The organism is Kineococcus xinjiangensis (assembly GCF_002934625.1).
Taxonomy (GTDB): Bacteria; Actinomycetota; Actinomycetes; order Actinomycetales; family Kineococcaceae; genus Kineococcus_A; species Kineococcus_A xinjiangensis.
The window spans coordinates 187226-199486 of the sequence record NZ_PTJD01000008.1 but is presented as its reverse complement, the minus strand read 5'-3'; the positions used below and the strand labels follow the sequence as shown (position 1 = coordinate 199486).

The following is a 12261-nucleotide window of genomic DNA, read 5'->3' as shown; positions in this document are numbered from 1 at the left end:
GCGGGGCATGAGCGAACTGACCCTGACGGCCCTGCGCCTGGGGCTGCTGGTGCTGCTGTGGGCGTTCGTGCTCGCGGTGGTCGGCGTCCTGCGCGCCGACCTGTTCGGCACGCGCGTCAGCCCCCGCCCCACCGACGGGCCCGCCCCCGCACGCCGGCAGCGGCGCGAGCAGCGCCCGGCGCAGCCCCCCGCGGCGCGCAACGGCCGCACCCTCGTCGTGACGGAGGGGTCGCTGCGGGGCACGACGCTCACGCTGGACGGCTCCCCCGTCCTCATCGGCCGGGGCAACGACTGCACCCTCGTGCTCGACGACGAGTACGCCTCCACGCGCCACGTGCGGATCAGCCCGGCCGGCGACGGCTGGGTGGTGGAGGACCTGCAGTCCACCAACGGCTCCCACCTGGGCCGGGAGCGGCTGACCGCGCCGGTGCCCTTCGAGCCGGGGGTCCCCCTGCGCATCGGCCGGACCGTGCTCGAACTGCGGAGGTGACGGCCTGTGGCCATCGCGCTGCGCTACGCCGCCCGCTCGGACGTCGGCCTGGTCCGGTCCAACAACCAGGACTCGGGCTACGCCGGACCCCACCTGCTGGTGGTCGCCGACGGCATGGGCGGCCACGCCGGCGGTGACGTCGCCTCCTCCCTGGCGGTCGGCGAGCTCTCCGCCCTCGACGGCGAGTCCCACGGCAGCGACGACGCCGCGCAGCACCTCGTGGACGCGGTGCAGGCCGCGAACGCGCAGCTGCGGCGGCGGGTCGGGCAGGAGCCGGAGCTCAGCGGCATGGGCACCACCGTCACGGCGCTGCTGCGCACGGGTGCGCGGCTGGTGCTGGCCCACATCGGCGACTCCCGCGCCTACCTGCTGCGGGAGGGGGAGCTGACGCAGCTCACCCGCGACCACACCTACGTGCAGAGCCTCATCGACTCCGGGCAGCTGACGCCGGAGGAGGCCGAGGGCCATCCGCAGCGCTCCGTCATCATGCGCGTGCTGACCGGGGAGCGGGAGGACCGCCCGGACGTCTCCGTGCGGGAGGCGCGCAGGGGCGACCGGTTCCTGCTGTGCTCCGACGGCCTGTCGAGCGTGGTCAGCGCGGACACCCTGCACGACGCCCTGACCTCCCACGCCGACCCGGCCGCCGCGTGCGAGCGGCTCGTGGAGCTGGCGCTGCGCGGCGGGGCGCCGGACAACGTGACGTGCGTCGTGGCGGACGTCGTCACCGTCGACGGTGACGCCGAGCCCCCCTCCATCACCCCGCAGGTGGTCGGGGCGGCCGCGTTCTCCCGCCCGCGCCGCTCCAGCGCGTCGGGGACGCCCGCGGCGAAGGCGGCGAAGCTGCGCGACGCCGCCGCCGGGACGGGCTCCGACGAGGAGGACACCGGCTCCGACGACGCGGAGGGCTCACCGCGACGCGGCCGGCGGCGGTGGCGCTGGGCGGCCGGCCTGGTGGTGCTCCTGCTCCTGGTGGGCGCCGGCGGCTACGGCGCGTGGCGCTGGACGCAGGGGCAGTACTTCGTCGGCGAGAGCCGCGAGCAGGTGGCCGTCTTCCGCGGGCTGGCGCAGGACCTGGGGCCGGTGAGCACCGCACGGGTGGTGCGGCGCACGGACATCTCCACCGCCGACCTGCCCGAGTACCGCCGCGACCAGGTGCAGCGGCACATGACGGCGCGCGACCTGGAGCACGCCGTCGAGATCGTGGACGGCCTGCGCCGGGACGCCTGCCGCAGCCGCGAGGCCCGGGAGCGGATCCTCGGGGCCTCTCCCGCACCGACGACCAGCACCACCGACTGCTCGGGGACCTCCTGATGGCCACTGTCCTGCCCGTGTACCCGCGCACCCGCCGCGGCGTCGAGCTCGTCCTCCTGCTGGGGGCCGTGGCGATCGCGATGGGCGCCTACGCCGTCGTCGGCCTCACCGAGGACGGGGCGCTGCCGGCCGACCTCCTCCTGCACGCCGGGGGCCTGGGGGCGGTGGCGACCCTGCTGCACCTGGTGGTGCGGTGGAAGGCGAAGCACGCCGACCCGGTGCTGCTGCCGGTGGCGACCCTGCTCAACGGCCTCGGCCTCGTGATGATCCACCGCCTCGACCTGGCGGAGGAGAACCCCCTGGCCCCGCGGCAGCTGATGTGGTCCGCCCTGGGGATGGCCGCCGCCGGTGCGGTGGTGTGGTTCCTGCGCGACCACCGGGTGCTGCGCCGCTACACGTTCACGGCGATGGTGGCCGGCTTCGTGCTGCTGCTGCTGCCGATGGTGCCCGGGCTGGGCAAGGAGATCAACGGCGCCCGCATCTGGATCGGGCTGGGGCCGCTGTCGTTCCAGCCGGGGGAGCTCGCGAAGATCCTGCTGGCGGTCTTCTTCGCCGGCTACCTCGTCGTCCACCGCGACGCGCTGTCCCTGACGGGGCCGAAGGTGCTGTGGCTGCAGCTGCCCCGGATGCGGGACCTGGGCCCGCTGCTGGTGGCGTGGGGCGCCAGCGTCGGGGTGCTCGTGCTGGAGCGCGACCTCGGCACGTCGCTGCTGTTCTTCGGCCTGTTCGTCGCGGTGCTGTACGTGGCGACGGAGCGGGTGAGCTGGATCGTGCTGGGCCTGGCGCTGTTCGTGGGCGGGGCGCTGGTGGCGGCGCGCACGTTCAGCCACGTCCAGCGGCGCGTCGACATCTGGCTGCACCCGTTCGACCCGGACAACGTCGACCGCAGCTTCCAGCTCGTGCAGGGCCTGTACGGCATGGCCGCGGGCGGTCTGCTGGGCACGGGCCTGGACCGCGGGCGGCCGGACATCGTGCCCTACGCCAACAGCGACTTCATCTACGCCTCCCTGGGGGAGGAGCTGGGCCTGGCGGGGCTGTTCGTGGTCCTGCTGCTGTACGTGCTGCTGGTGGAGCGGGGCCTGCGCACGGCGATCGGGGTGCGCGACGGCTTCGGGAAGCTGCTGGCGGGAGGCCTGGCGTTCTCGGTGGCGCTGCAGGTGTTCGTGGTCGTGGGCGGCGTGACGCGGGTGATCCCGCTGACGGGCCTGACGACGCCGTTCCTCGCCTACGGCGGCTCCTCGCTGCTGTCGAACTGGATCATCATCGGGCTGCTGCTGCGGATCTCCGACCTGGCGCGCCGGCCCGCCCCCGAGGGCCCGGTCGTGGCCCCGTCGGGCGACACGGGCGCCACCCAGGTGGTGAAGCTGCCGTGAACCGTCCGCTGCGCCGCCTCGCGGGGGTCGTCGCCCTGCTCTTCGTCACGCTGTTCGCGAGCACCACGTACATCCAGTTCGTCTCGGCGGCGGAGCTGAACGCGAAGCCGGGCAACAGCCGGCAGCTCTACGCGGAGCTGGGCCGCGACCGCGGGCCGATCCTCGTCGGCCCCGACCCGGTGGCCAGGGGCGTCCCGGTCGACAACCCGTACAACTTCCTGCGCACCTACCCCGACGGGCCGACGTACGCGCACGCCACCGGCTACTACTCCATCCGCTACGGCACCGCCGGGATGGAGCGCGCCATGAACGACGTGCTGGCGGGGACCGCGGACCGGCTGTTCTACCGCCGCGTGAGCGAGTACCTCATCGGGCAGGAGCCGCAGGGCGCGTCGGTGGAGCTGACGATCGACCCCCGCGCGCAGCGGGCGGCGATGGACGAGCTGAAGGGCCGCCGCGGGGCCGTGGTGGCGCTGGACCCGGAGACGGGGGACGTGCTGGCGCTGGCGAGCAGCCCCACCTACGACCCGAACCGGCTCGCGGGCCACGACGTCGAGCAGATCGCGCAGGCGTGGAAGGACCTCAACGCCGACCCGGACAAGCCGATGCTCAACCGCGGCATCAGCGAGCTGTACCCGCCAGGATCCACGTTCAAGGTGATCACCGCCGCGGCGGCGCTGTCGAGCGGGCAGTACCAGCCGGACAGCCTCCTGCCGGGGCCGGCGGAGCTGGACCTGCCGCTGACGGACAAGAACCTGCCGAACTACAGCAGCGGCCCCTGCGGCCCGGGCGGCGAGGTCACCCTCACCGACGCCCTGCGGACCTCCTGCAACACCGCCTTCGGGCAGCTGGGCATGGACCTCGGCGAGGACGCCCTGCAGGAGCAGGCGGCGAGGTTCGGGTTCGGCGAGGAGCTGCGGATCCCCCTCCGGGTCGTCCCGAGCGTGGTCCCCGAGGGCATGAACGCGCCGCAGCTCGCTCAGGCCGGCATCGGCCAGTTCGACGTGAAGGCGACCCCCCTGCAGATGGCCATGGTGTCCGCGGCGATCGCCAACGAGGGCGTGCTCATGAAGCCCAACCTGGTGAAGTCGGTCCGCAGCGCCGACCAGACCGAGGTCATCGACGAGCCCTCCCCGCAGGAGATGGGCCGGGCGGTGTCCCGCGACGTCGCGGAGCAGCTGACGGCGATGATGCGCGAGGTCGTGGAGAACGGCACCGGCAAGAACGCCCGCATCCCGGGCGTGGAGGTCGCGGGCAAGACCGGGACCGCCCAGCACGGCGGTGAGCTGAACCACGCCTGGTTCACGGCGTTCGCCTCGAACGGGGAGCGCCAGGTCGCGGTGGCCGTCGTCATCGAGGACGGTGGCGGTCGGAGCGACGCCTCCGGCGGGGCGACGGCGGCGCCGGTGGCGCAGCGGGTCATGGAAGCGGTGGTGGGCGGATGAGCGGCGCAGGACGGACGGGCCCGGCCCGTCGGCTGGGAGGACTCTCGTGAACGGCACCCCCCGTCTGCTGGGCGGCCGCTACGAGGTGGGCGCCGAGCTGGGCCGCGGCGGCATGGCCGAGGTGCACGTCGCCCTGGACACCCGCCTGGGCCGCAACGTCGCCGTGAAGCTGCTGCGCCCGGACCTGGCCCGCGACCCCTCGTTCCAGGCGCGCTTCCGCCGGGAGGCGCAGTCCGCGGCCTCGCTGAACCACCCCGCGGTCGTGGCGGTCTACGACACCGGCGAGGACGTGCACCCCGAGCCGGGCGGCGGGCAGGTGGTCCTGCCGTACATCGTCATGGAGTACGTGGAGGGCCGGACCCTGCGGGACCTGCTGCGCGCGGGTCGGCCGCTGGCCCTGGAGGAGGCCCTCGGCATCACCGAGGGGGTGCTCGGGGCGCTGGAGTACAGCCACCGCATGGGCATCGTGCACCGCGACATCAAGCCCGCGAACGTGATGGTGGCCCCGTCGGGCGAGATCAAGGTCATGGACTTCGGGATCGCCCGGGCGATCTCGGACTCCTCCGCCACGCTCACCCAGACCGCCGCGGTGATGGGCACGGCGCAGTACCTGTCGCCGGAGCAGGCCCGCGGGGAGCAGGTCGACGCCCGCAGCGACATCTACTCCACGGGCTGCCTGCTGTACGAGATCCTCACCGGCCGCCCGCCGTTCACGGGTGAGGCGCCGGTGGCGGTGGCCTACCAGCACGTCTCGGAGCAGCCCAAGCCGCCGAGCACCCTGCGCCCGGAGATCCCGCCGGCGGTGGACCAGGTGGTGCTGATGGCGCTGGCGAAGGACCGCACGCACCGCTACCAGAGCGCCGCGGACTTCGCCGACGACCTGCGCCGGGCCGTGGAGGGCCGCCCGCTGCGCGGCGCGGTGATCGCCGGGGCCGGGGGCGCGGCGGGAGCGGAGTCCACGCGCCGCATGGAGACCCTCGGCGGGGCCTCGGCCGCCGCGACGACCGCCATGCCGTCGATGCAGCCGCCCGCGCGCCGGCCCGCGCAGCCGCAGTACCGGTCGTACGAGCCCACCGGGCCGGCCACGGGGGCGGTGCCGCTGCACGCCGAGGAGGCGTACCCGCCGCACCGGCGCAGCCGCTGGCCGTGGGTGCTGCTCGCGCTGCTGCTCGTGGGCGCGATCGCGATCGCCGGGTACACCCTGCGGGACCGCCCGGAGACGGCCGTGGTGCCCCCGCCGCCCCCGCCGGCGCCCACCGTGGAGCTGGTGGCGGTCCCCGCGGTCGCGGGCATGGACGAGGAGGAAGCGCGGGAGGTGCTGGTCGAGGCCGGCTTCGAGCCCGTGGTCCGCCAGGAGCCGCACGACACGGCCCCCGAGGGCGAGGTCGTCCAGACGAACCCGGCGGCCGACGCGGAGGCGGAGAAGGGCACTCCCGTGGAGGTCATCGTCTCCTCCGGACCGGCGGCGGTGGAGGTCCCCGTCCTCTACGACAAGACGCAGCAGGAGGCGCGCCGGATCCTCGAGGAGGCCGGGCTCGGGGTCGACGACGTGAAGACCACGGACGACAACCCCGAGGTGGAGAAGGGCAAGGTCGTCTTCACCGACCCCCGCCGGGGCACGCAGGTCGCGCGGGGCGAGTCCGTCGTCCTCTACATCGCCAGCGGGCGCGTGGAGGTGCCGGACGTGGTGAACCAGCAGGAGGCCGCGGCGTCCACGGCGCTGCAGGAGCGCAGGCTGACGGTGCGCGTCGAGACGGAGGAGACCGACGACGCCGAGCCGGGCACGGTCATCGAGCAGAGCGTCGACGCCGGCACCACCGTCGACGTGGGGACGTCCGTCACGCTGACGGTCGCCCGCGCGTCCGAGGAGCCGTCGCCGTCGCCGTCCTCGCCGTCGCCGAGCCCGACGTCCACCTCCCCCAGCAGCCCGCCGCCCACCGAGCAGGCGGGCGCCCCCGCCAAGGGGAAGGACAAGGAGAAGGACAAGGACAAGAAGCCGGGCGGTTCCGCACCACGTCCCACCGGGGAGTGACGGGCCCGTGCTGACCTCCTTCACCCGCGACGGCCTGGTCTTCGACGTCCGCGACAGCGGCCCGGGGGCCGCGGACGCGGCGGTGGTGTGCCTGCACGGCTTCCCCCAGGACGCCGGCGCCTACGACGCGGTGGTGCCGCTGCTGGCGGCGGAGGGGCTGCGCGTGCTCGTGCCGGACCAGCGCGGCTACTCCCCCGGGGCCCGGCCCGCGGGGCGGCGGCCGTACGTGCTGCGGGAGCTGGTCGCGGACGTGCTGGCGCTGCTGGACACGGCGGGGCTGGAGCGGGCCCACGTCGTCGGCCACGACTGGGGCGGGGCGGTGGCGTGGGCGCTGGCCGGGCGGCACCCCCAGCGGGTGGCGTCGCTGACGGCGCTGAGCACTCCGCACCCGGAGGCGATGCGGGCGGCCCTGCCCCGGGGGCAGGCGCTGCGCTCGGCGTACATGGGCTTCTTCCAGCTCCCCCGGGTCCCGGAGGCGCTGCTGCTGGCGCGGGACGGCGCGCGGCTGCGGCAGGGACTGCGCAGCAGCGGGCTGCCGGAGCCCCTCGCGCAGCGGTACGCGCGGCGGATGCTGGAGCCGGGGGCGCTGACGGCGGCGCTGGCCTGGTACCGGGCGCTGCCCGTGCAGGGTGCCGGCCGGGCCCGCCCGGCGGGCGGCTCGGACGGGCGGGGCTTCGTGCCGGTGCCGGTGACGTACCTGTCCGGCCGCCGGGACCCGTTCTTCGCCCCCGCCGCGGTGCGGGGGACGGGGAACCACGTGACGGGGCGGTTCACGCACCGGGAGCTGGACTGCGGGCACTGGCTGCCGGAGAAGCGGCCCGAGCAGGTGGCGCGCGCGGTGCTGGAGCAGGTGGCGGACGCCGGCTGAGCCGACGACCCTCCACGATCTCCTCACCAGGAGTAACCTCCTCGTGGCACCGCGCGAGCAATGCGCACCCGACGTGGAGGACGCGAGTGGAGTTGCCACAGGGCGCGCCCCACGAGTTCGTCGGGGTGCAGCGCATGCTCGACCTCGCCCGGACCCACCTCGGCATGGAGGTCGCGTGGCTGTCGCAGTTCGGCGACGGCCAGCAGGTGATCCACGCCGCCAGCGGCGACACCGCCGCCATGAACGTCGTCCTCGGCGAGGGCACCCCCCTGCACGGGTCGTTCTGCGTGCGGGTGATCTCCGGGGCCCTGCCACCGGTGGTGCCGGACGCCCGCCGCGACCTCGTCGCCCGGGACCTCGACGTGACGCGCGACCTCGGGATCGGCTCCTACGTCGGCGCGCCCGTGCGCGATGCCGACGGCGCGGTCACCGGCATGCTCTGCTGCCTCAGCCGCACCGCCAGCCCGGAGCTCGACGTCCACGCCAGCCGCTACGCCGCGCTGGTCGCCGACCTCATCAGCGACCACCTCGCCAGCGCCGCGGTCCTGGAGCAGCGCGACCGGCAGCGCACCCGGATGGTCGTGCAGGGCGTGCTGGGGCGCGGGGCGATCCGCATGCTCTTCCAGCCCGTGGTGGCCCTCGACACCGGGCACGTCGTCGGCGTCGAGGCCCTCGCCCGCTTCGACGTGCCGTCCTTCCCCACCCCCGCCCACGCCTTCGCCGCCGCCACCCACGTCGGGCTGGGGACGGAACTGGAGCTGCTCGCCGTGCGGCGCGCCCTCGCCGGCCTGGAGCAGCTGCCCCGCGGGGTGCGGTTGTCCGTCAACCTCTCCGCCGAGGCCCTGCTCGACCCGGCCACCCCGGACCTGCTGCTGCGCGCCGGGCACCGCGCGCGCCGGGACGGCCGCAGCCTCTGCGTGGAGGTCACGGAGCACACGCAGGTGATGGACTACCCGGCGCTGATCGAGGTCACCGGGCGGCTGCGCGAGGCGGGTCTGGCGCTGGCCGTCGACGACGCCGGCGCGGGCTTCGCCAGCCTCCGCCACATCCTCCGGCTGCGACCCGACGTGATCAAGGCCGACCTGGACCTCGTGCGGGGCGTCGACTCCGACCCGGTGCGCCAGGCCCTCATCCGCTCCCTCGTGGGGTTCGCCGCGGAGATCGGCGCGGACCTGATCGCCGAGGGGATCGAGACGCAGGCCGAGCGCGAGGCGCTGCTCGACCTGGGCGTCCCCCTCGGCCAGGGCTACCTGCTCGGGCGCCCCGCCCCGCTGCCCGTCCTGGAGGACGAGCCCGTCGGCACGTGAAGCGGCGGCGCCCCCTCGGGGTGACGGGGCCGGACGTCAGGGGCGGGCGCGGGCCAGCAGCACCGCCGCCGGCAAGGTGAGCAGCAGCACCCCCACCCCCAGCCCGGGGAAGCCGACCAGCGCCAGCAGCGGCCCGGACAGCGCCGCGGCGAGGGCCGCGACGAGGTTCATCAGCATGTCCGCGAGCCCCTGCACGGTGGTGCGGACCCCCGCCGGAACGGACTCGGAGACGACGGCCGCGGCGGGGACCGTCACGAACGACCAGCCCAGCCCCAGCAGGAGCAGCGCCACCGCCACGCCGCCCGTGCCGGACCCCGCCAGCACCGCCACGGCGCCCGCGGCCCCGAGCACGGCCAGCCCCGCGAGGGCGGTCGGGGTGCGCCCGAACCGGTCCGCCAGCGACCCCACGACCGGGGCGAACGCGAACATGCCGAGGACGTGGACGCTGATGACGAGACCCACGACGGTCACCGTGGCGCCGTAGTGGTCCAGGTGCACGGGCGTCATCGTCATCAGCCCGACCATCGCGGCGTGCGCGGAGACGAGGGCCACCAGCCCGGCCCGGGCGGCGGGCACCGCCCACGCGATGCGCAGCGCCGCGGCCGTCCCGGGGCGGGGCGGCGCCCCGGCGGCCGGGACGGGCCGGGGTGGGCGCAGGGCGGGTGGCGGCGGGCGCAGCAGCGCGGCGAGGACCGCCGCGACGGCCAGGCCGAGCGCCCCGATCACGAACGCCCCGGCCAGCGGCGGCAGCCCCAGCAACGCCTCCACGCGGGTGCCGGGAGCGCCGAGGTTGGGACCCAGCACCGCGCCGAACGTGCTGGACCAGACGACGACCGACAGGGCCCGCGCCCGGTGCGGGCCCGGTGCGAAGTCGGTCGCGGCGAAGCGGGACTGCAGTTGCGCCGCGGCTCCGGCGCCCATCGCGAGCATCCCCAGGACCAGCAGCACCACGGACCCCGTCGTCGCGGCCAGCACGAGCAGCGCGGCACCCGCGGCGGCCACGGCCCAGCCGGTGCCGAGGGCGACCCCCCGCCCCGAGCGCACCGCCAGCGCCGCCAGCGGCAGGGCCAGCAGGGCCGCGCCCGCCGTCGTGGAGGTCCGGGCGATCCCCGCCCACGCCTCGGAACCCGCGACCCGCTCGGCGAGGAGGACGCCCACCGACGGCCCGGCGCCCATCCCGACGGAGCCGGCGACCTGGGCGGCGACGAGGAGGCGCACGGTGCGCCGCTGCACCCGGCGCACCCCCGGGTCGGCCAGCCACTCCTCGCCGGCCTGCCCCTGCGTTCCGGTGTCCACGTGCATCCCCCCGCCCCACCCCCACCGCGACGCCGCCCCGTCGCGACGTCGCGGGCCAGCCTGGCGGAGGGGACCGACGGCCGGGGCGGCGGGTCTGTCCCGCGCCGCTCCCGCTGTGCTATCCACGACCCAGCTGTCCACGACCCGCGCACCACCGCCTCAGCCCGGCTCGCCGAGAGGACACCCCGTGGAGCACTTCGTCAACGCACCCGCCGACGCCGTGGTGGACGGCCTGGACGGGGTGGTGGTCGCCGCGGGCGCGGGCCGGCTCGCCCGCCTCGACGGCCTGCCCGACGTGAAGGTGGTGGTGCGGGCCGACTGGCAGCGCGACCGGGTCGCCGTCGTCTCCGGCGGCGGCAGCGGGCACGAGCCGGCGCACGCGGGCTTCGTCGGCCCCGGGCTGCTCACCGCCGCGGTCTGCGGCGACGTGTTCGCCTCCCCGTCGGTGGAGGCGGTGCTGGCGGCGATCCGGGCGGTGACCGGGGAGGCCGGCTGCCTGCTCGTGGTGAAGAACTACACCGGGGACCGGCTGAACTTCGGCCTCGCCGCGGAGCGGGCGAAGGCGCTGGGGCTGCGGGTGGAGGTGGTCGTCGTCGGTGACGACGTCGCCCTGCCCGACGTCGCCCAGCCGCGCGGCGTCGCCGGGACCCTGTTCGTGCACAAGACGGCGGGGGCGCTCGCCGAGAGCGGGGCAGACCTGGAAGCGGTGCGCTCCGCCGCGCAGCGCGTCGCCGACTCCGTGCGCACCCTCGGCGTGGCGGTCACCGGCGCGGCGATCCCGGGGCGCCCGGTGGAGACCCGCCTGGGAACGGGCGAGGCGGAGCTCGGGCTCGGCATCCACGGCGAGCCGGGGGTGGAGGTGCTGCGGCTGGGCCCGGTGCGCGACCTCGTGGCGCGCATCGCCGGGGACCTGGGCGCACGCGTGGACCCGGGGCGGCCGCTGGCGCTGCTCGTCAACGACCTGGGCTCGGCGCCGCTGCTGGAGACGGCGATCGTGCTGCGGGAGCTGCTCGCCACCGAACTCGGCGCGCGCGCGGAACTGCTGGTGGGCCCGGCGCCGCTGATGACGTCGCTGGGCATGAAGGGCTTCTCCGTCAGCGCGCTGCCGCTGGACGCGGGCCTGCGCACGGCGCTGCTGGCGCCGGTGGCGGCGTGGACGGCCTGGCCGGGGGCGCGGTCGGTGGCGCCGGCCGCCGTGGTGGCGGTGCCGGAGTCCGCGGGGCACGAGGTGGCCGCCGCCTCCGACGACGCCCGCACCCGCGCGGTCCTGCTCGCCGTCTGCGGGGCGCTGGTGGCGGCGGAGGCGGACCTCAACGCCCTCGACGCGAAGGTGGGCGACGGCGACACGGGGTCCACGCTGGCCGGGGCGGCCCGCCGCGTGGAGGCGGAGCTGGACGCCCTGCCGCTGGCGGACCGCGCGGCGCTGCTGGACCGCCTGTCCGACGTGCTGGCCACGGCGGTCGGCGGCTCCAGCGGGGTGCTGCTGGCGGTGCTGTGCGCGGGGGCGTCGGCGGAGTCCGCCCGCGGTGGCGGGGTGGCCGCCGCGCTGCTCGCGGGGGCGGAGGCGATGTCCCGCTACGGCGGCGCGGGCGAGGGTGACCGGACGATGCTCGACGCGCTGCTGCCCGCGCTGCGGTCCCTGGCCGACGGCGGACCTGCCGCGGCGGCGGAGGCCGCGCGGAAGGGCGCCGACGCGACGGCCGGGATGCGGCGGGCCCGCGCGGGGCGCTCCTCCTACGTCGGGGAGGCGCACCTGGACGGCGTGGCCGACCCCGGCGCGGAGGCCGTGGCGCGGGTGTTCGCGGCGGTCGCGGGGTAGGTGCCGCGGGGGCGGCCCGGCCGGCAGCCGCCCCTCAGAACCGGAACGGGATGGGGATCGGCCCGCAGCAGCACACCCCGCGCACCTCGGTCCCCATGAGCATCGAGGCCGCGCGGTAGCACGCGAGGAACTGCAGCACGCTGAACCCCGCACCGCCGAGGACGCCCCGGGAGCGGACGGCGTCGCGGACGGCGCCGGAGCACGACGGGCCGCCGTGCGCGACGCGGTGGGCGCAGGACCATCCCTTGCGCGGGGAGATCCGCCGCTGGTACATGCCGATGGCGGCGTCGACTGCGCGTGCGGTGCGGTTCATGCCGCGA

At 76.2% G+C, this 12261-nt stretch carries 10 protein-coding genes; 8 read left to right on the top strand and 2 right to left on the bottom strand.

Annotated features, from left to right (window positions below):
- Nucleotides 1-7: 7 nt before the first annotated feature.
- From CLV92_RS12815 to CLV92_RS12785, 7 genes are all read left to right on the top strand, one after another.
- Nucleotides 8-490, top strand: coding sequence for an FHA domain-containing protein FhaB/FipA (locus CLV92_RS12815; RefSeq protein WP_104433202.1), 483 nt, complete (start codon nucleotides 8-10; stop codon nucleotides 488-490).
- A gap of 6 nt (nucleotides 491-496) precedes the next feature.
- Complete coding sequence (locus CLV92_RS22895; RefSeq protein WP_104433201.1) at nucleotides 497-1801, top strand: Stp1/IreP family PP2C-type Ser/Thr phosphatase; 1305 nt, start codon at nucleotides 497-499, stop codon at nucleotides 1799-1801.
- Nucleotides 1801-3174, top strand: coding sequence for an FtsW/RodA/SpoVE family cell cycle protein (locus tag CLV92_RS12805; RefSeq protein WP_104433200.1), 1374 nt, complete (start codon nucleotides 1801-1803; stop codon nucleotides 3172-3174). Before CLV92_RS22895 ends, CLV92_RS12805 begins: the two co-directional genes overlap by 1 nt.
- Nucleotides 3171-4619, top strand: a complete 1449-nt coding sequence (locus CLV92_RS12800) for a peptidoglycan D,D-transpeptidase FtsI family protein (RefSeq protein WP_104433199.1) — start codon at nucleotides 3171-3173, stop codon at nucleotides 4617-4619. The genes CLV92_RS12805 and CLV92_RS12800 overlap by 4 nt, the downstream gene beginning before the upstream one ends.
- Nucleotides 4620-4665: 46 nt before the next feature.
- Nucleotides 4666-6651, top strand: a complete 1986-nt coding sequence (gene pknB, locus CLV92_RS12795) for a Stk1 family PASTA domain-containing Ser/Thr kinase (RefSeq protein ID WP_104433198.1) — start codon at nucleotides 4666-4668, stop codon at nucleotides 6649-6651.
- A gap of 7 nt (nucleotides 6652-6658) precedes the next feature.
- Entirely contained in the window at nucleotides 6659-7519 is an 861-nt protein-coding gene (locus CLV92_RS12790) for an alpha/beta fold hydrolase (RefSeq protein ID WP_245886766.1), read from the top strand.
- 86 nt (nucleotides 7520-7605) lie between these two features.
- Nucleotides 7606-8826: a sensor domain-containing phosphodiesterase gene (locus CLV92_RS12785; RefSeq protein WP_211291098.1), complete on the top strand. Its 1221-nt coding sequence runs from the start codon at nucleotides 7606-7608 to the stop codon at nucleotides 8824-8826.
- A gap of 36 nt (nucleotides 8827-8862) precedes the next feature.
- On the opposite strand, the gene CLV92_RS12780 is transcribed toward CLV92_RS12785, so the two are convergent.
- Nucleotides 8863-10122 (bottom strand): MFS transporter, encoded by a 1260-nt coding sequence (locus tag CLV92_RS12780; protein WP_211291097.1) that lies wholly within the window; start codon nucleotides 10120-10122, stop codon nucleotides 8863-8865.
- A 187-nt stretch (nucleotides 10123-10309) separates the two neighbouring features.
- Here CLV92_RS12780 and CLV92_RS12775 point away from each other — a divergent pair, with 187 nt between their 5' ends.
- A complete protein-coding gene (locus CLV92_RS12775) occupies nucleotides 10310-11941 on the top strand; it encodes a dihydroxyacetone kinase subunit DhaK (RefSeq protein WP_104433196.1) in 1632 nt (543 codons plus the stop codon).
- A 34-nt stretch (nucleotides 11942-11975) separates the two neighbouring features.
- Here the strand turns inward: CLV92_RS12775 and yidD are convergent, their stop codons facing one another.
- Nucleotides 11976-12254 carry a membrane protein insertion efficiency factor YidD gene (gene yidD / locus CLV92_RS12770; RefSeq protein ID WP_104433195.1) on the bottom strand — a complete coding sequence of 93 codons (279 nt, stop codon included), beginning with the start codon at nucleotides 12252-12254 and terminating at the stop codon, nucleotides 11976-11978.
- Nucleotides 12255-12261: the final 7 nt, after the last annotated feature.